Below are 18,793 nucleotides of genomic sequence, written 5' to 3' on the forward strand. Positions count from 1 at the left end.
GCCGCACGAGCGCAGCACCGGCCGACCGGCGTCAGCCCTGCATGATCGCCTTGAACTTGGAAAACCACTCGCTCTCGTTCTCGACCTGGATCTTCGACGAGATGCGGATAAGGCGCTGGAAATCCGCTTCAGTGGTCGGATAGGACGGATCGCCCACCAGATCCTTGGGCGGCGTGAGGCCCGGCACCACGCCCGGCAAGCCAAGCCCGTCCAGCCAGATCTGCTGGGCTTCCTTGGTCAAGGCGTGATTGATGTACTTCTTGGCCCAGTAGAGTTCGTTTTCCGGCAGGCCCTTGGGGATCCACAGACCGTCAGTGTCAAATTTTGCACCCTCTTCCGGCACCACCCATTCGATTTTGACGCCGTTCTTGCGCGCCTCCCGGGCGTTGGTCGAGATGGTGCAGGCGGCGTCGATCTCGCCGTTCTGGAACCAGGTGGTGAAGTCGGGATCTTCGCCCAGCAGCGGCTGCTGTGCCTTCATCTTGGTGATGAAATCCCATGCCGGCTGCATGTTGCCGGGAATGTCCTCCAGCTTGCCACCACCGGCGACCTGGGCGGGGAAATGGAAGCCGATGCCGTCATTGTAGAAGGCAAGCCGACCCTTGAACTTCGGGTCAAGCAGATCTTTCCAGGACTTGGGCGGTCCATCCGGGAATGCGGCAGGCCGATAGGCAAGCACATAGACATAACCGTAGGTATTGACGATCGGGAAGCCTTCCAGGCCGGCCGGCTTGGCAAGGTCCGTCACATTGGCGAGGTTCGGCAGGTCGGAGAGGTCTTCCGTCACGCCGCGCAGTGCCGATTTCGTGGCATTGGTGGTGGTGTCCCAGTTGATATGGATCGGCGGGACGCGTTTCTGCGCCACGGCCGCCCAGACCTTGGGCTGAATCTCGTTGTCTTCGGTCAGGTCGTGACGGACAGCAATCCCCGTCATCTTGGTGAAGCTGTCGGACACCCCGGCCTTCAGGCTATCCACCCAGCTGCCGCCCCAGGCGCGCACGATGATCTCCGCCGGCTTTTCCGGTTCCTGCGCATAGGCGCCGCGCAGGCCGAGCGCTGAGGCGCCGCCGAGCGCAGCGGTGGCCTGAAGGAAGGTTCTGCGGGAAAGATGGGATAATGTCGGCTTAAAGCGCTTCATCTGCATTCTCCTCTGGGTTTGACCGGTCTCCGGTTCTATCGAAAAACAAGCATGTCCCTGGCATTCCACCCCAGGAACACGCTTTCGCCTATGTCGAACTGCGTGTGCGCGGCGGGATCATGGTCGAAAACGCGAATGACCTCGTCGCCAATTGCGGCGCAGGCTACCTCATAGACCATGCGCTCGCCTTCGAAGATGGTGTCGGTCACAGTCCCGGCCAGCATGCAATCAAGCTTCGACAGCTGCGCAGCATCGCCGGCGAGACGGATCTGTTCGGCGCGGATCGCTCCCGATGCCTTGTCGCCCTCGGCAGGCGGATTGACCGGATCGCCGACCTTTCCGGCAAGCATCAGATCACCCCGAACGACGGAAACATCGCCCATTTCCGATACGGCCCGTACCGTGCCGGCAATGAAATTGGTGACGCCGATGAAATTGGCGACGAAGGCGTTGCGTGGCTGGCGGTAGGTGTGGATCGGCCGTGCCTTCTGCTGGATCTCGCCCTGATCCATGACGACGATATCGTCGGAAACTACCAGCGCCTCGCGCTGGTCGTGGGTGACATTGATCGTGGTGACGCCGAGCTCACGCTGGATGCGGCGGAATTCGAGCTGCATTTCCTCGCGCAGCTTGCGGTCGAGTGCGGCAAGCGGCTCGTCGAGAAGCAGCAGGTCGGGCTCAAACACCAGCGCGCGCGCAATCGCGACGCGCTGCTGCTGCCCGCCGGACAGTTCGTGAATGCGCCTGCCGCCATAGCCTCCGAGCCGCACCAGAGCGAGATATCGCTCGACGCGGTCGGGAATGGTGCGTGCGTCGCGCCGACGCATCTTCAGCGGGAAGGCGACATTCTCGGCCGCCGTCATATGAGGAAACAAGGCAAGTCTCTGAAAGACCATACCGATCGACCGCTTGTGCGGTGGCACCGCGCTCACCGCTTCACCGTTGATGAAGATCTCGCCGCTGCTCGGGGTCTGGAACCCGGCGATCATCCGCAGGAGGGTTGTCTTGCCGGACCCAGACGGCCCGAGAATGGTGAGAAACCGGCCCTTCGGCAGATCGAAGGACGCGTTCTTGACGGCTTGAACCCCATCGAAGTCCATCCCGACGTTGCGGACCGTGACGGCGATTTCCCTGTCGCCTTCCGCTTCGTGCGAAGCTGCGGCCCGAAAACGCTCCTGCATTGTGGTTCCCCTTTTGTCGCCGGTCGCATGCAAGAACGTCCAGCGTATCAGGTGGTATATACAACCATATACAAGCTCGGTCTACACGATCCTCTCAGTCGCTCAGATGGATGCGAGATAGCCGCCGTCGACCGGGAGGCAATGCCCGGTGACATAGGCGGATGCCCCGCTCGCCAAAAACACGATAGCGCCGGCCAGATCCTGCATCGTGCCGAAGCGCCGCTGCGGGATCATGGCCAGCATCGCCGTCTGCCAGTCGGGATCCTGGTAAAAGGCGTCCGTCATCGCCGTATGGAAATACCCCGGAGCGATGGCGTTGACGCGGATACCGAGCGATGCCCATTCCGCGGCGAGTGCGCGCGTCATGCCCAGGAGCCCGGACTTGGACGAGCCGTAGGGTACCGCGGTCGGAATGCCGACATAGGAGGTCAGCGAGCAAAGATTGATGATCGCGCCACCGCTGTTGTCGTCAGCCATCCGCCGCGCCGCAGCCTGCGCGCAGAAGAAGGCGCCCTTCAGATTGGTCGATACGATGCGGTCCCATACCGCCTCGTCCACGTCGAGCGAGGGCTGGACTTTTTCGTAGCCGGCGTTGTTGACCAGAATGTCGAGCCCACCAAAGGCATCCGCCACCTCGTCGACCACCACGCGGATGCGATCGGTGTCGAGCACGTCGAGGGACCGGCAAAGCGACCTTCGCCCATGTGCGCTAATTCGGTCCGCCGTTTCACGAAGGGAATTTTCGTCGCGGGCGGTCACCGCCACATCGGCGCCGGCCGCCGAGAGCGCCTCCGCCATGGCCTGGCCGATGCCGCGGCTGGCGCCCGTCACCAGCGCCTTTTTTCCCGTCAGGTCGAACAGGCGAGCGGCGTCCATGGCGGTTTCCTGCATTCCCGAAAAAAAACCATGCGGTCGGATTGGAAACGAACACCAGTTGCGGCCGGTTGTCTATACATCTTGCGCTATTGCGGGGGTGCCACTAAACGGCGCGGCGCCGGTTTGCGGCGATCGCTTGAACGACGGCATCCCGGATGCCCCAACAGAGCGCCATCAACTGGCGTCTCGCTGGTAAAGCCATTAAGCTCGATCAACGGCAAAGGGAGTCCCACATGGTCGAACCGCGGCTTTCCGTGCGCAGTGCAAAGGCGCGTGATCGCACCGGCTGGCTCGGTGCGAGAACCGCTCGATCGCCGACGTGGTTGAGCGCGCGCTGGAATCCTATGAGGTTCGGCAAGCCGGTCGTGAGCCGGCGTCGACGTTCTGCTTATGGCGTCGAAATCGACCTTGAAGCAGCGATCCGGGGCCCTCGGCAGGTTGATGCGGAGCTTTGATCTTCCCTGCTGCCAGATTCATTTCCGAGACGCTGAAGAAGTCGCCCGAGCCTGCCGTGATTGCATGGCTGTTCGCCATGGCGCCTCGACACGCTCGCCCGAGACATTGAATTCACCCTATCGGCGCGATTTTCCTGAGCGCCCTTGTCCAACCATCCCCGCTGAATGCGGGGTGATTGGACAATTTTGCATAGGTGGAAAAGTTCAGCGTCTCAACGGCTGCCCGCCCATGGCGCACGACCCCTAAGGACCTTGCCCGGCTGTGGCTGTTCTTCTTTCGGAGCTACCACCGGTTGAGGCAAGGAAGCCGTGTGACTGGTATCCAAGGTCATTCCGCTGTTGTCGACGCCAGTAGCGAAGCCGCGGGTCGGGTCGCGGTCCGGGTTTTGATTGGCAGCGAGCGAGACTCCTGTCGACAGGGCGAGGAGGGCGATAGCGGTTACAATTTTGTTCATCGTGCTGTTCCTTTCAATAACGAGCAGACCCGCCGACGGCGGCTCGCGCGGAATTGACTCCTGCTTTGCGAAATCCCGTCGGCTCTCTGTCTCGCCATCATGACGAGGCTTCCTGCTCACGGATGAAACTACGCTGGGCCTGTCGCAGAGGTTTGCCCGAGTGCTATCGAAGTGTATCCGAATGTATGAGAATCCATGCGAGGGCCCGCAGCTCTTGGACTTCGACAAATTTGGCTACAATTTTTTTCGGCCGCCTGTCGGCGTTTGCGCGGCCAGATACCTGTCGGGCGCCGTCATCAGGTCCAGGTAAGCGGAGCTGCCGAAGAACGCCGATGACGTAAAAGCGGGACAATTCCCCTGATCGGGTGAACGCATAATTTGCTGATCGGGCGACCGCGCGGCGTCCATCGTCAGGTGGTTCGCCACCGTCGCTTTAAATTGTGCGGCGGCTGTGTTGATGCGCCCAAAAAAAGATGGTAACGCGGTATTAAAGATTGTTTCGGGTTGTTACCTCTTGGGCGGGGCGAATGGGATTGGTGGTACCGCGGGCATGGCTGTGTGCCGGCCTACTAATAGGCTTGATGATGTCCGCGACGCCGATGGAGAAGGCTTCGGCCGACGTCGTGCCTGGCGCCATGGCCACCGGGCAGCCAACCTCCATCCCTGTCGGCTACATCGAATTCTGCAGACGGCGGGCCGCGGAGTGCGCAATACGATCAGGCAAGAGCGCTCCAGTCCTTCTGTCCGCGGGAATGGAAGGCAAGCTCGCCTCCGTCAACAAGCTGGTGAACAGATCGGTCAGGCCCGCGAGCGATTTGGACGTTCACGGCATGATGGAATTCTGGTCCTATCCTGACAGCGCGCTCGGCGACTGCGAGGATTATGTCCTGCTCAAGCGCCAGTTGCTCAGGCAGCAGGGCATATCGCTGTCGAACCTTCTGATCACTGTCGTCAGGAAGCAGGACGGCGAGGGGCACGCGGTGCTGACCGTCAAGACCGACAAAGGCGACTATGTGCTCGACAACCTCAACGACGATGTGAAGCCTTGGTCGGTAACTGGATATCGATTTATAAAAAGGCAGTCGTCTACGCATACCGGGCGCTGGGTCGCGATAATCGAACACCCCGATGTACTGGTCGGGGCAGTCGACTGAACCTCCCGAATTAGCGGATCGACAATGCCTGGCGCTGGCGCTCATGCCGGAGAACGGCCAGGGATGCCCGGCTGCGCGCCTGTTCCGCACCGGCCCAGGCACATGACCCGTGATCTTGAGTCGCACTGCATGGGAGTTCCATTCCAGGCATAGGCTTATTACGAGCACCGGGAAGCGCTTCCTTGCGGCGCTCGATAAGCTAATGTCCCTCAGCCGGAACTCGATTTCATTCCGCGCCTGATGCCGGTAGAGCTTTCTCTTCTGCCCGTGTTATGGACATGTCGAATGCTGGAGGATACAGGATGAAATTGAGAGACGCGGCACTTGCTGTCATTTCGAAAAAACGCAGAGGCGTGGCCTGGTATAAGGTCTCTCAGAAGAAGGCCGACAAATACGGCTTCTATGTTTATTCCAGTCATATGGTCTGGAAGGACCAGCCATTTTTCCGAAAGGCGCTGCAGCGGGTCAAGGACATAAGCGGGATTCCGGATCCCCGTGCTTTCGTCCTGCAAAGCTGTTTGCGATCGATCGAGCGCATCGACGGCGATGTGGCCGAATGCGGCGTAAGACAAGGCCGCTCGACCATGTTCATGCTGATGAGCGATCTTCGGCCACGGCACTACCATCTTTTCGATTCGTTCGCCGGCCTCTCGGAACCGACCGTAGAGGATCGCAAGCCAAACGGCCGAATGCCATGGAAGTCCGGCGATCTCAGCACCGACGAGGGCGTGGCCAGGGAGAATATTTCCGACTTCAGCAACACCACTTTTCATGTCGGATGGATACCAGACACTTTTTCCAGCGTGTCCGACCGGCGTTTCGCCCTGATCCATATTGACGTCGATCTATACGAGCCAACACGTGACGCGCTTGCCTTCTTCTACGACCGGGTCGCAGCGCATGGCATGATCATCTGTGATGACTACGGCTCCGCGCTTTGCCCTGGCGCTCGAAAGGCGTTTGACCAATTCTTCGAGAACCGCCCGGAAGGCATCATCGAACTTCCAACCGGGCAGGCGATTGTCGTAAAGGCAAGCTAACGCCCCCTGCATTCACTTTGCGTAAAAAGGCAGATAAGACGACATTCGATGCGAAAGATAAAGGTCTATGCCGCTTCCACCGGGAAGACATTCGGAGCGCAGCCAGAAAATTACGGGGACAATCTCATGGCGGTGCTGTTGCCCGCTTTGTTCAATTTGCAACCCGAATTTGTAGGCCGGGACCGAGCGGAACTCATTTCTATCGGGAGCGTGATCGATTCCTATCATCGGCGATATCCAAAGGGCGTAAAACTCATCAACCGGAGGCCTTGGCGAACGCTGCACGTTTGGGGATCTGGCTTCATGAGCAGTACCGGACTACCCGTTTGGCCGCAAAAGCTGGCGTTCCATGCGGTGCGCGGTCCTCTAAGTGCTGAAAAGCTCGGGCAGCCGGGTCTGGCGACAGGTGACCCAGCGCTATTGCTCCCGCGGATTTGGCCGAAGCCGGCGACCACCAGTAACGCCGTGGCGGTCGTCCCTCACTTCGTCACCAATCGCCATTTCCGGGCAAAATATGCATCGTCCCTTCCGCGTCACTGGAAGATTGTTGATCTTCTAGATGACCCCAAGAAGATCACACATGCTATCGCCGAGTCGGACATGGTGATATCCAACAGTCTGCACGGCCTCATCGTTGCAGATGCCTACGGAGTTCCGTCTGTCAGGATGGAAGGCGATAGGCGTATCAAGGGCGACGGCTTCAAATATCGTGATTACGAGGCATTTCGTGGCGACTCATGGCATGTACTTAATTTCGAAGACGTTCTCGCCCAGCCAGGTAATTCCATTCCAGCAGATGCGCGCCAACCTGACGCAGTCCGGCTGGGTTCACTTCTCGCTAGTTTCCCTTTTTGAATTTTGAGGGACCGTTTAGACTGCATTCGCTCCTCGCAGCGCGGTTCGTAGCCACACTTGAACAAGCCGCATCTCCCACTCGGCCTGACCGACTAGGAGGACGCAGTTGGGTCAGATTTAGCAAAATCAGACGCAGTGATGGCCCGTTGATTTTCCTTGCAGCCATGCGGCAGGAAATCATACGCAATCAGCTCCACCAAAACGAAAAGTTGCAACTCATGTCGCCAAACAATCACCCTGCCATCGACGTAACGCTTGTGTGCGGCAGGAGGCCCGAACTGCTCTCGCAAACACTGCAATCATTTCAACAGATGGTATTTCGGCATTTCCGTATCGGTGGAGTCTATGTGAACATCGATCCGTTTGGCGGAGACGAGAGCGACCACGAAAAGTGCCGCAGTCTTGTCCTTGGATATTTCCCCAATGCTGCCATTTCAGAACCAGAGACCGCAAGTTTTGGGCGTGCCGTAAAGGTGCTTTGGTCTCAAGTGAAATCACCACTCGTGCTGCATTTGGAAGATGACTGGCTGGCGCTTGAATCGATCACGCCAGATCGGGTGTTTCCCCTGTTCAAGGGACGCACCCGCGCAGTGAAGCTTGTAACAAAAGAACTTGGATGGAACGGGCGGGATGAGAATCGTAGACGTACGGAGAAAGTAAAGTTGCTAGGCCTGACGATTTGGAAACGAAAGATTTCTAGTTTTGGGACCAGTCCGGCCTTCTTTTCCGGTGATTTTGTGAGGCGTTGCAGTTCACTTTTGAGAGACGATCTTGACCCTGAAAAGCAGCAGCGCTCGCATATTAATCCGCCATTGACGAATTTTACTTCGCGTTACGAATGCCGCGTTTTGCCCGGGGTTGCACAACCCGAAATAATTAAGGACATAGGCAGGAAATGGCGTGACGAGCGCGGCATATCAAAGATAACCGAAAGGGGCAGAAGTACTTGGAGTGAGCGCAGGACCACCGAATGAAACGTATCCTGTAGCGATTTTGCAGACAGCGCCATTGACTGCGGTCGGGAACGAAGCCACAGACGTACTGATTCGGGTGAATATCCCTCGCGCATTCACGAAGCGCGGAGACCAAGGGAGTCGCCAGAGGTCAACCAAGTGCCGGTATACATCGCAGCAGGAAACCGAATGAGCGCAAAGAGACGAATTTCAGCGGCCTTGGCGTACCCGCTGGTCAAGCGCCTGATCCTCGAGAACCTGCCGCCGCACATAAAGCTGTATCTCGCCGGTTTGCTGTGCACGATTGCCGGTGCGGCGGCGACGTCCGGATTTGCCTGGATCATGCGTGACATGATCAACAGCATCTATATCGACAGGAACGCCGCCGCCGTTTGGGGTATCAGCGCGGCAATCATCGGACTTTCCGCTGTCAAGGGCATCGCGGCATACGGTCAAACCATTACGACCGGAAACGTCCGCAGGGCCATCGTGTCGGACCTCCAACACCGGCAGTTTTCCCGGGTGATGCGCCTCGACATTGGCCATTTCGTCAATCAGCATCCGGCCAAATTCATTTCCAAGATAATGTTCAATGCACGCGCCGGTGCGTCCGTCATCATCACGCTGACGAGCAACACGGCCTCCGACGTTTTGACCCTGGTCGGACTGGCAAGTGTCATGGTCGTACAGGACCCGACCATGTCGCTTGTATCGGCGGCGGCATTGCCGGTGATCTTCCTCTCGGTGAGCACGATCACGCGAAAGATCAAGTCGCTGGCAAGGGGCGAAACAGAGCTGGCGGCACAGGTTCAGTCGATCGGCACGGAAGCCATAGACGGCATTCGCACCATCAAATCGTTCCAGCTCGAGGACAAGGCGATCGCCAGCTTCGCTAAGGCTGTCCGCAAGATGGAAAGGCGCGGCATCCAGATCAACCGGACATCGGCGTTGATGAGTCCAGTGATGGAGACAGGCGGCGGCTTCATCATCGGCCTTTTCCTCATTTATGCCAGTTGGCAGACCCTCGGCAACGGCAAGACGCCGGGCGAATTCATGGCCTTCATAACCGCCTTTCTGCTTGCCTATGAGCCCGCCAAGCGGCTCGCCCGGGTCAATGTCGACATCCAGAAGCAAATGGTGGCCGTAGAGCAGATGTATGGTTTGATCGACACGCCCGAACAGCGACAACTCGCAACCGCAGGCGAGCACCTCACCGGCGTCGAGGGTGGTATCCGTTTTGAAGATGTGGTCTTCTCCTATGGCGGCAACAGCCCGGCGCTGCATGGTGTTTCCTTCGAGGTGCGACCTCGTGAGAAGCTGGCGATCGTTGGCCGCTCCGGCGCTGGCAAGACCACCATCGTCAATCTGATCCTGCGCCTGATGGAGCCGGGCAGGGGCAGGATCTTCATCGACGACAAGGATATTGCGAAGATCAGCCTGGCCGACGTTCGCGACAATATCGCACTGGTGTCACAGGATATCTTCCTGTTCGAAGGTTCTATCCGTGACAACATTCGTGACGGACGTCCGAACGCCACGGATCAAGAAATCGATTCCGCGGCGGAACTCGCCCGGGTCACAAGTTTTGCTTCGAACCTTGAAAACGGGCTCGACACGCTTGTCGGGCCGGGCGGTACCAATCTGTCGGGCGGGCAGAAACAACGCGTTGCCATCGCGCGCGCCCTGCTCAAGGATGCGCCCGTGATTGTCTACGATGAAGCAACATCCGCGCTCGACGGCGAAAACGAACGGGCGGTCATGGAGGCTGCGTTCGACGATGCATTTCAGCGCACGGTGATCTGCATTGCGCACAGGCTTTCAACGATCAAGGCGGCCGATCGTATTCTGGTATTTGACGCTGGCATGCTGGCTGACTCTGGGACTCATGACGAACTCGCCAGGCGCAGCGAAATCTATCGCTCGATCTTCCATCTGGAAGCGTCCGCTCCGCTCGTCGAAGGCGGCAAAACGCTGCGCCAGAGCGTATTGCGCTGACGGCCGATGACCAGTTTTTACCACGGTTCCTACATCCGGTACGTGATTGGTGGATTGGGCCTGCAGTTGCGCCGGTACACAAAGGCCGTGCGGACGCTGTTTGCCGGCTCCAAGCCTCGTTCCGTTCTTGAGCAGCAGGCCAGGGCCGACGCGCTGATTGCGCGCCGGGACTGGACAGGGCTTGAAGCAAGTACCAATGAAATGGCCATCATGGCCGATCGTGCCCGCGACCCTGAAATGATGCAGAAGGCGGGCCAGGCGTTCGAACGGCTGGGCAACTTCGCACGGGCGGCCGAGCTTCGGCTTTCCGCTCGCCGGCTACGAAAAGGAAAAGGTGCCAATGAATGGACTGGAGAAGATCTCGGTTCTGATACACTGCTGATCGATCTTGTAGAGGATGACCCTCGCAGTCTTGGCCGGGTTATCCGCCATGCGCGACTGGCCGGAGCCGCCGCTGCATGTACGCAAAGCGCGACAATTCGGGTCGAGCCGCGCTTGGTATCGCTTGTGCAGCGGACGTTCCCGAATGCGACCGTGGTCCCAGCGCAGCAGAATGTCGTCGGCGACAAATTTGCGACCTTCGAAAATCTCGCCTGGGTCTTCGGCCGCGATGCCGAAAGACTTGCCGCCGATTTCGTGCCGCTGCGGGCAGATCCTGAACTCGTCCAGACATTCCGCAAGCGTTATTGCTCGATGACGGATCTGCCGCTGGTGGGCCTCTCCTGGGGCAGCAAATCGCATAGCAAGGACGTGCCTGATTTCCCCGACTGGACACGGTTCATCGCCCAGACGCCAGCGACATTCGTGTCGCTTCAGTACGGGCAGATCAAACCGGCGCTGCGGCGCCTGCGCAACGGCAATGACGACCGTCTTATCTTTGACGAAAGTGTCGATCAAATGGTCGATATGGACCGTTTCGCCGCGCAGGTCGCCGCACTCGATGCGGTCTTAACGATCAGCAATACGGCGGCCCATCTGACCGGAGCACTCGGTGTGCCGACTATTTTCCTGATCGACGACAAGTTTCAGACAGCGTGGCCAGCGATTGGCGATCGAACACCCTGGTATCCGAACGGCGTCGTCATGCGCAAGGAAGGACGTCCGTGGCCGGTAGTGCTCGACGACGTCGGCCGGCGGCTCTCGTCGATTCTGACGGCGCGTTCGACGCTGTCTAGCGATAATTGAGGGTCGCCGTGCCGAACAGACGATCCATCCTTGAGAAGGCAAAAGCCGCCGACTTGCGCCCGCAAGGTGTTGACGGCAAGCGGCTGCAGAAGGTTCTCGATCAGGCCAAGAAGTTTTTCAGACGTCCCTCCCGCCATGCTGACGAGAGTGTCGAACGGCACATAAGCCTGATGACGCAGAGCGTCAAGCGGCGTGACTGGGAGAGGGCGCGGGATTATGCGCTGGCGCTCGGTCTGCTCGGTGAGCAGCTTGGCGATCGCGGGCTTGTCAAAAAAGCCGGCCGCGCACTGAGACGCCTCGACGGCGGCAACCGCACCTGGCAGTTCATCGCTTCGAGCAAGCAAGTGCCCGACAGGCCCGAATGGGATGGCAGCGACCTTGCGGGTCGCACGCTTGTCGTCGATCGCCGCGAAGGCGATCTTGCGATTTTTCTTCAATTCGCATCGTTGCTTGGCCCCGTGGTCGCGGCTGCTCACCGATGCATCGTCTTCGTTGAACCGCGACTGGCACCGCTCTACCGCAGGACACATCCGGCGCTCGATGTCAGGCTTGAGCGGGAAGCCGAGGTGACGTCGGTGAACGGCGATGTCTTCGCCGGTTTCGAGACCTTGGCCACGCATTTTTGGCCGGATGATCCTGCGGCCCGTGCGCCCTTCGTCCCGCTGGAACCAGACCGCCGATTGGTCGCCGAGCTGCGCAGCACTTATCTCGGTCGCGGCCCCGGTCCTCTCATCGGCTTTGCCTGGGGAAGCCTGAACAAGGCCAAGGATCTGCCTGCCCTGGACGACTGGCGGGCGCTGCTCGGCAGTCTGCCGGGCCGTTTCGTCAGCATGCAATATGGCGATGTCGGGCCGGCGCTCTCCGAATTCGAGCGCTGGGCACCGGGACGCATCATCCATGACGCGTCCGTGGACCAATTGTCGGATATGGACCGCTTCGCCGCGCAAATCGCCGCCCTCGACGCGGTGGTGACGATCAGCAATACCGGTGCCAATCTGGCAGGAGCGCTCGGCGTGCCGACCGTCGTCCTGCTCGACGATGGGTTTCGGCTGTCGTGGCCTGCCTTCGGCGAGACGGTGGCCACATATCCAAACGTTCGACTGGTGCGAAAGGGCGGCCGGGCGTGGGCGGCCGCGATGCGGGAAGCTGGTGGACGGGTTGCGCAAATCGTCGGTGGAGTTGGTGATGGACGCTAGTCAACTGCTTCGCCGGGTCCGCCGCGTTATCGCGCTCGCAGGCTATAATTACAAGGTCTGGTTCCGACGTCATCGGCGGCAGCTTTTCCTGCGCTGGCGTGACCGCGACATTGCCGATCAGATGGCGGATTATAGACGAAGCATCGAGGCGCGCGACTGGTCGGCGGCGCTGCCGAAAGCCCTGGCGCTGGGATCGATCGCGAAGTCGAGGCGCGAGGTCCACCTGCTCGACGAGCTCAGCAAGGCGCTGATGCGCATGGGCGCCTACGGCCCGGCGGCCGAGCTCAAGATCGCCCGGCGCCACATCGTCGAGGGCCGCGTCGACGGCGAATGGCTCGGCCAGGATATCTCGGGCCAGGTCCTGCTCGTCGATCTGATGGAAACCGAAAAGCAGGGTCTGGCCACCGCGATCCACCATGCGAGTTCCGTCGGCCGCGCGCTCGCCCGCGCCGCTCGTCTGATCGTCCTGGTCGAGCACCGCCTGGTGCCTCTGTTCCAGCGGACATTTCCCGCCGCCGATGTGCGAGCCGTCGGTCCCGGGACCAAGGCAGCCTATGGCGAGGCCCAGCTCTTTGCCGGCGTCCAGCATCTGACTGCCGTGTTCGAGACGGATGAGACCACGATCCGGGAGCATTTTGTTCCCCTGAAGCCGGATCCGGCGCGGGTCACTGAACTTCGCGCCCGCTATCGCAAGGACGGCCGCCCATTGGTCGGCGTCGCATGGGGCAGCTCCAATCCTGGCAAGGACCTGCCGCCACTCACGGCATGGCGCGGCCTGCTCGGTCGACAGGACCTGCAGTTCGTTTCGCTGCAATATGGCCAGGTCGAGCCCGACCTGAAAATCCTGACCGATGGTGATCCCGCGCGCATCTTGCACGACGTCTTGGTGGATCAACTCGTCGACATGGATCTTTTCGCCGCGCAGGTCGCGGCGATGGACGCCGTGGTGACCATCAGCAACACCGGGGCGCATCTGGCCGGCGCACTCGGCATCCCTTCGGTCTTCATCCTTGGTGACGGCTTCAAACGTTCCTGGCCGGTCGAGGGCGCCCGCACGCCTTACTATCCGTCCGCCGTGCTGGTCTCGAAGCGGGAACGACCCTGGGCTGCGGTGATGGACGGGGCCGAGAAAAACCTGGAGCGCCTGCTCGAAACATCATCGTCCGACGTTCAAGCAAAAGGCCGGTAGCCGCTATACAGAAGCTTGCATCGCGCCCTGTCGATTTTCCTTGCCATCGTCCGGCAATGAAACCATACGCGAGCGGACCTCTGTTCAAGGGTCGTGCCCGAGCGGTGAAGCTTGTGACGAACGAGACCTATTGAAAAAGGTCGAAAAGCCAGGAGTGTTTGGAATGAGCGGGGCAATCGAGTGAGCTTCGTTTCAACACTGTCGAGGCGAAAGCCGAAAGCCTTTTCCGCTGCCCGGCGTACCGCAGAGCAAGGGGCATTGTTTGCAACAGTCAAGATGAACGGGACTAACCCGGACACCTAAAGGAGGGCTGTATCCATGTTTTTTTCGAGTTTTTTCAAGGCCGACGAGCGTCCGCTTATCGTATCATTCCCAAAATCCGGGCGAACTTGGTTGCGCGTCATGCTGGATGACCTCGGCGTTACGGCTCAGTGGATTCACGACGGAACGGACCATAAGCAACTCAGGCCCGCGTCCAGTCTCAAAGAGAACAAATCGCGGTACAGGAAGAGGCGAACGATACTTTTGGTCAGGGACCCAAGGGATACGGTGGTCTCGGGGTATTTTCAGGTGCAAAAGCGACACAAACTTCCTGCGGGATCATTCAGCGATTTTATCAGAAGTGAAAATCACGGGATCGAAAAGATAGCCAGGTTCAACCTGAACTGGTTTTCAGCCGCACCACGCATGCGTGCGATGCGTTGCGTTCAATACGAGGACATTCATCGAGACGCCGTCGGCGTTCTCCGCTCCATACTCGATTTCCTGGAAACACAAGCCGAAGATCGCACGCTCATCGAAGTGGCCGATGCGAGGGCATTCGACAGGATGCGAACCAGCGAAGCGAAGGGCGATCTTGCCGGACGCTACGGTGAAGCATTGTTGCCCAGCGACGCGAACGATCCTGAAAGCTTCAAAGTTCGCAAGGGCAAGATAGGGGGCTACCGCGACTACCTTTCCGACGACGACGTGGCATATTGCGATGACCTTTTACAGAGATTTGAATATTGGGCAAAGCTGGGCAAGGTCTTCAGCGAGTATGGTTTGCAATATCGTCCGATAGGCCAACCGCATCTCGTGGCTTCAGAATAGCGGTGATGCGGACCGGATTCATTTGCGGCTGCGGCCATAGCGGGACGACGTTGATTGCGACGATCCTTGCGTCGCATCCAGACGTCTACCTGCCACTCCAGGAAACCAATATTTTCTTCAAGTGGACGCCACTGGCGGTGTTCCGCTACTGGAAGCTGAAGCGGGCGGCGTTCGAGGCTGGAAAGACCTTTCTGCTCGAAAAGACGCCGCGGCACATCCGTCGCGTCGACCGGATCCGCCGGCTCGTGCCTGGCGCGCGTTTCGTGATGCCGGTGCGGGATGGGCGCGACGTCGTGGCGTCGCTGGCCAAACGTCTCGGCGATCCAGCGGAAGCGCTCGACCGCTGGATCGACGACAATGCGCTCGTTCTTGCCGAACAGGAAGCACCGGATGTGCTGATCTATCGCTATGAGGATCTGGTCGAGGATCCGGCAAGGATCGTCAAGCGCATCTGCGGCTTTCTCGATCTGTCCTTCAGTCCAGACCTGCTCGACTACCACAAGAACCCGCAGCAATGGTTCAAGCCAACCGACGCCAGCGTCGAGACGCCGCATGCTGTGCTCCGGAACCAACAGGTCAATCAGCCGATCTATGACGGAAGCGGAAGATGGCGCTCCGAACTCGGAAACGCCGAGTTACAGGACCTGGTACAAGGACGAGGTGCCCAGCTTATGAAAGCATTCGGATATGCCTGATATCGGATAGGCATCTGCAAGAAATGCGGTCTACCAATCAATTCTGTCGATCAAACCCGTTTTGAACAGGCTGTGAGCTCCCTCATACGGCAATGACTGTTCGTTCACCGCGCTGAGCGCCGCTTTACCGCTCGATACCTCGTGATACTGGCGATATTTGGAAGCGCCGTTCCAATACTGACCCTCCGCTACCGCGACTTGCGCCTTGTTGTTGAAATCGGCGAAGAACTTAAAATGAAGCAGGCCAGCAAATGCCTTTGTATAGTTTCGCCAATAAGGCAGCGGTGAGTGAATCGACGTAAAAATCGTCTGGCGATCAACGTATATCAGAGGAAATTTGGTCAACTTGTGCTGCCTGGCGAAAAGCCGGGTCCTCGGGCCGCCTGTGATCTTCAGGTGCCGGGGGCTTCTCGCCACCTCATACCCGCTGCCGTCGAAATGGTCCGCAACTTGCCATGGCGGCAAGCTAGGATCGAAGGGTACGTCCCAGATGTTTCCGCTCGGATACATGTCGATCATTGGCGCCAGCAGACGTGTCATTCCGCGCCGCTTGAGCCAGTCGGCCAACGCGCCGAACGGATGCTGATCCATGCCGTCATAGACGAGATATTCGTCCGCGTCCACGGTCAGATACCAGCGAAGCTGACCATAAATCTGCACAATACGCTGTCGCCAAAGATTTCCCAGGTCCGACTGCGAATAGGTGATCGGCGAACTGAACACATCGACATCTGGCTGCTCGGCCAGAAGCTCAGCTGTTCCGTCGGTCGAGCGATCATCGAGGACGGCGAATCTGGTGACGCCGAGCTCGCGATAGTGCTTCAGGAAGGGACGTAGCCTGTCGGCCTCGTTGCGGATGACAAGGATCAAAGGCAGGTCATTTTCTTTAAGGGGCGTTATCGGCCGAAGCGATGACACTTCTGCCCGTGTTCCGAAAGTGTGTCTCAGCCGATATAGGGCGGTATCGGTAATCGTCCGGCGGACAATGGCGGGCCAGGTTGCTTTGCTCAAGCCGTCGATTCCCCTCATGGCGGTCACCGCCCGGCTGGAGCTGGCGCTGATCCGCTGTTTGCAGTTAATTTCTACATGCAGCACCGTTAGGCAAATCGCAAGCAGCAGTGAACAATCAGCGGTTAGCTTTCCAACTGTTGCCGACGCGCGCCGACCCCTATAGACATCTAGGATGGCAATGGGGCCGGAGCGCAGACCCAATGCACGCGGGATATCGTGGCATCGAAAATCAATCCGACCGTCCGATCCTGTTCGTGCGCCAGCGCTACGCGCCCTTTGGCGGAGGCGAGATCATGCTGGAAAACATCATGGCGGCGTTCGCCGCGCGTCAACGGCCGGTGGCCGTGCTGTCAGGCGACTGGCCGCGACACGAAGGCATAGAGTTCATCCAGTGCGCCGGCCGCCGCTTTCCCCGCTACCTGCGGGCGACGTCCTTTGCTCGAGCCGCCTGCAGCAAGATCGCCGAAATGCCGCCGGCCCTGGTGCAGAGCAACGATCGCCTTCCGTGCTGCGACGTCTTCCGGGCTGGGGAAGGCGTCCATGCCGCCTATCTTGCCGAGCGACGGCGTTTCGAGACGCGGCTTGGCAGGGCAGCGATGGCGCTGAGCCCGTTTCACCGCCAGACGCTGCGCCTCGAGCGCGCGACCTATGCCAGCCCACGGCTTAAAGCGGTGATTGCCATTTCGAAAATGGTGGCTGAGGACGTTGTCCGTCACTACGACTATCCGGCCGAGCGCGTGCACCATATTCCCAACGGGGTCGACCTGGACCTCTTCAACCCTAAGTTGCGCCAACAGCATCGGGCCGTGGTCCGCTCACGGCTTGGCGTCAACGATGACAGGCCGGTCGTTCTCTTCGTAGGCTCGGGTTTTGCGCGAAAAGGACTTCTTGCCTTGATGAAGTCTGTCGCAATGCTCGATGGTGAGCCGGAGTTATGGGTCATTGGCCACGATTCGCGCGCCGATGCCTTCAAGCAGGCCGGCGACAGGCTTGGTCTTGGTGCAAGGCTCCGCATGCTGGGGCCGCAAAAAGATACGCTGCCATGGTACGGCGCCGCCGACATTGCCGTGCTGCCTTCCATCTATGATCCATTCGGCACAGTCGTGATCGAAGCCATGGCCAGCGGCTTGCCCGCCGTGGTCAGCACCGGGTGCGGGGCGCGCGAGCTTGTCGATCGCTTCGAGCCGACGCTTGTTTGCGACGCAGCAGGCGTAGACGACCTCGCCGCCGGGCTTGCCCGCGCGCTGCAGCTGTCGTCACGGCCTGAGACTGCGGCCAGGGTCAGGGCGGCAGCCGAACACTACGATTTCAACGTCATGATCAGGAGAATGATATCGCTCTACGAAAGTCTCGACCTGAAATGATTTTCGACATATTTTTTGAATCCGTTAGTATCACCAGAGCGCCAACCGGCCGGGGGGACAGTTTCATTAACAACAGTTGCAGTTTTGATGCCGGAACCGTCTGACCGTGCCTGCGCTCTCAGTCGTCATAATCAGCCGCAATGAGGAAGCGTGCATTGCACGTTGCCTTCGCTCGGTACATTTTGCCGACGAAATCGTCGTCCTCGACAATAACAGTACCGATCAGACCAGGGAAATCGCCAGCGGGCTCGGGGCCAAGGTGCTGATCACCCTCGATTGGCCGGGTTTCGGCGCGCAAAAAAACCGCGCCCTCGCCTCGGCGACAGGCGATTGGGTCCTTTCGCTTGATGCCGACGAATGGGTCGAGCCGCCGCTGGCCGCGGAAATCAGGGCCGCCATCGCCAACCCGAAAGGCTGTGACGGCTTCGAAATACCAAGACGATCGCGCTTTTGTGGGCGCATTGTCCGCCATGGCGGCTGGTCGCCCGATCTGGTGCTTAGGCTTTTCCGTCGCCAGTCCGGCCGCTTCAGCAACGACACCGTGCATGAGAAGGTGGTGGTGAATGGCAAGGTTTCGCGATTGTCCCATCCCATGGAGCATGACTCGATCGCCGACCTGGCGGATGCGCATGACAAGATCGGCAGATACGCGCAAGCGTCCGCCGCGCGGCTGCTTGCCGAGGGGAAAAAAAGCTCGATCAGCAAGGCGGTTTTGCGCTCGGTCTGGGCTTATATGAACAGCTATGTCTTCAGGCTGGGGTTTCTGGACGGTTCGACCGGTGCGATGGTCGCCGCTTATTCGGCCGGCTACACCTATCAGAAATGGGCGCTTGTCGCCTTGGGCGGCAAGTCGAGGTGCGCCGAGGAGAGCCGGGCCGGGGTGAAGGGCAAATCCGCGGGTTTCAGAAATCGCCCTGGCTAATTTCCGCGCCATTGTTGCCGAGCTGTTGCCAGATGGT

Annotated in this window: 17 protein-coding genes and 1 pseudogene; 13 read left to right on the plus strand and 5 right to left on the minus strand. The window is 59.4% G+C overall.

What is annotated here, in order from left to right:
* Positions 1 to 31 precede the first annotated feature (31 nt).
* The 3 genes from AC0L2K_RS03340 to AC0L2K_RS03350 all read right to left on the minus strand — a co-directional run bounded on the left by AC0L2K_RS03340 (position 32) and on the right by AC0L2K_RS03350 (position 3,195).
* Positions 32 to 1,138: an ABC transporter substrate-binding protein gene (locus AC0L2K_RS03340; protein WP_023799632.1), complete on the minus strand. Its 1,107-nt coding sequence runs from the start codon at positions 1,136 to 1,138 to the stop codon at positions 32 to 34.
* Between the two features lie 35 nt (positions 1,139 to 1,173).
* The gene (locus AC0L2K_RS03345; protein ID WP_128245238.1) at positions 1,174 to 2,319 is read right to left on the minus strand and encodes an ABC transporter ATP-binding protein; all 1,146 of its coding nucleotides are present in this window, start codon (positions 2,317 to 2,319) and stop codon (positions 1,174 to 1,176) included.
* Positions 2,320 to 2,421: 102 nt separating this feature from the next.
* The gene (locus AC0L2K_RS03350) at positions 2,422 to 3,195 is read right to left on the minus strand and encodes an SDR family NAD(P)-dependent oxidoreductase (RefSeq protein WP_473530601.1); all 774 of its coding nucleotides are present in this window, start codon (positions 3,193 to 3,195) and stop codon (positions 2,422 to 2,424) included.
* Between the two features lie 233 nt (positions 3,196 to 3,428).
* Here AC0L2K_RS03350 and AC0L2K_RS03355 point away from each other — a divergent pair.
* A pseudogene (locus AC0L2K_RS03355) lies at positions 3,429 to 3,650 on the plus strand (plasmid stabilization protein).
* 212 nt (positions 3,651 to 3,862) lie between these two features.
* Here the strand turns inward: AC0L2K_RS03355 and AC0L2K_RS03360 are convergent.
* Positions 3,863 to 4,105, minus strand: coding sequence for a hypothetical protein (locus AC0L2K_RS03360; RefSeq protein ID WP_287237070.1), 243 nt, complete (start codon positions 4,103 to 4,105; stop codon positions 3,863 to 3,865).
* 584 nt (positions 4,106 to 4,689) lie between these two features.
* Between AC0L2K_RS03360 and AC0L2K_RS03365 the strand changes: the two genes are divergently transcribed.
* From AC0L2K_RS03365 to AC0L2K_RS03410, 10 genes are all read left to right on the plus strand, one after another.
* Positions 4,690 to 5,259, plus strand: a complete 570-nt coding sequence (locus AC0L2K_RS03365; protein ID WP_287394686.1) for a transglutaminase-like cysteine peptidase — start codon at positions 4,690 to 4,692, stop codon at positions 5,257 to 5,259.
* Between the two features lie 302 nt (positions 5,260 to 5,561).
* A complete protein-coding gene (locus AC0L2K_RS03370) occupies positions 5,562 to 6,299 on the plus strand; it encodes a TylF/MycF/NovP-related O-methyltransferase (protein ID WP_473530602.1) in 738 nt (245 codons plus the stop codon).
* A 48-nt stretch (positions 6,300 to 6,347) separates the two neighbouring features.
* A complete protein-coding gene (locus AC0L2K_RS03375) occupies positions 6,348 to 7,154 on the plus strand; it encodes a polysaccharide pyruvyl transferase family protein (protein WP_473530603.1) in 807 nt (268 codons plus the stop codon).
* 146 nt (positions 7,155 to 7,300) lie between these two features.
* The gene (locus AC0L2K_RS03380) at positions 7,301 to 8,128 is read left to right on the plus strand and encodes a hypothetical protein (RefSeq protein WP_473530604.1); all 828 of its coding nucleotides are present in this window, start codon (positions 7,301 to 7,303) and stop codon (positions 8,126 to 8,128) included.
* A 168-nt stretch (positions 8,129 to 8,296) separates the two neighbouring features.
* Positions 8,297 to 10,102, plus strand: coding sequence for an ABC transporter ATP-binding protein (locus tag AC0L2K_RS03385; protein WP_473530605.1), 1,806 nt, complete (start codon positions 8,297 to 8,299; stop codon positions 10,100 to 10,102).
* Between the two features lie 6 nt (positions 10,103 to 10,108).
* Entirely contained in the window at positions 10,109 to 11,287 is a 1,179-nt protein-coding gene (locus tag AC0L2K_RS03390; RefSeq protein WP_473530606.1) for a hypothetical protein, read from the plus strand.
* An 8-nt stretch (positions 11,288 to 11,295) separates the two neighbouring features.
* On the plus strand, positions 11,296 to 12,483 hold the full coding sequence (locus AC0L2K_RS03395) for a glycosyltransferase family 9 protein (RefSeq protein ID WP_473530607.1): 1,188 nt from the start codon (positions 11,296 to 11,298) through the stop codon (positions 12,481 to 12,483).
* Positions 12,473 to 13,672, plus strand: a complete 1,200-nt coding sequence (locus AC0L2K_RS03400) for a glycosyltransferase family 9 protein (RefSeq protein ID WP_473530608.1) — start codon at positions 12,473 to 12,475, stop codon at positions 13,670 to 13,672. Before AC0L2K_RS03395 ends, AC0L2K_RS03400 begins: the two co-directional genes overlap by 11 nt.
* Positions 13,673 to 13,990: 318 nt before the next feature.
* Positions 13,991 to 14,764 (plus strand): sulfotransferase domain-containing protein, encoded by a 774-nt coding sequence (locus AC0L2K_RS03405; RefSeq protein ID WP_473530609.1) that lies wholly within the window; start codon positions 13,991 to 13,993, stop codon positions 14,762 to 14,764.
* Between the two features lie 5 nt (positions 14,765 to 14,769).
* Positions 14,770 to 15,459, plus strand: a complete 690-nt coding sequence (locus AC0L2K_RS03410; RefSeq protein ID WP_473530610.1) for a sulfotransferase family protein — start codon at positions 14,770 to 14,772, stop codon at positions 15,457 to 15,459.
* A gap of 30 nt (positions 15,460 to 15,489) precedes the next feature.
* Here the strand turns inward: AC0L2K_RS03410 and AC0L2K_RS03415 are convergent, their stop codons facing one another.
* Entirely contained in the window at positions 15,490 to 16,554 is a 1,065-nt protein-coding gene (locus AC0L2K_RS03415; RefSeq protein WP_473530611.1) for a glycosyltransferase family 2 protein, read from the minus strand.
* 116 nt (positions 16,555 to 16,670) lie between these two features.
* On the opposite strand from AC0L2K_RS03415, the gene AC0L2K_RS03420 reads away from it, so the two are divergent.
* Both AC0L2K_RS03420 and AC0L2K_RS03425 read left to right on the plus strand, forming a co-directional pair.
* A complete protein-coding gene (locus AC0L2K_RS03420; RefSeq protein ID WP_473530612.1) occupies positions 16,671 to 17,834 on the plus strand; it encodes a glycosyltransferase family 4 protein in 1,164 nt (387 codons plus the stop codon).
* Positions 17,835 to 17,940: 106 nt separating this feature from the next.
* The gene (locus AC0L2K_RS03425) at positions 17,941 to 18,756 is read left to right on the plus strand and encodes a glycosyltransferase family 2 protein (protein WP_128245251.1); all 816 of its coding nucleotides are present in this window, start codon (positions 17,941 to 17,943) and stop codon (positions 18,754 to 18,756) included.
* Positions 18,757 to 18,793: the final 37 nt, after the last annotated feature.

This window comes from Mesorhizobium sp. WSM4817 (assembly GCF_055811135.1).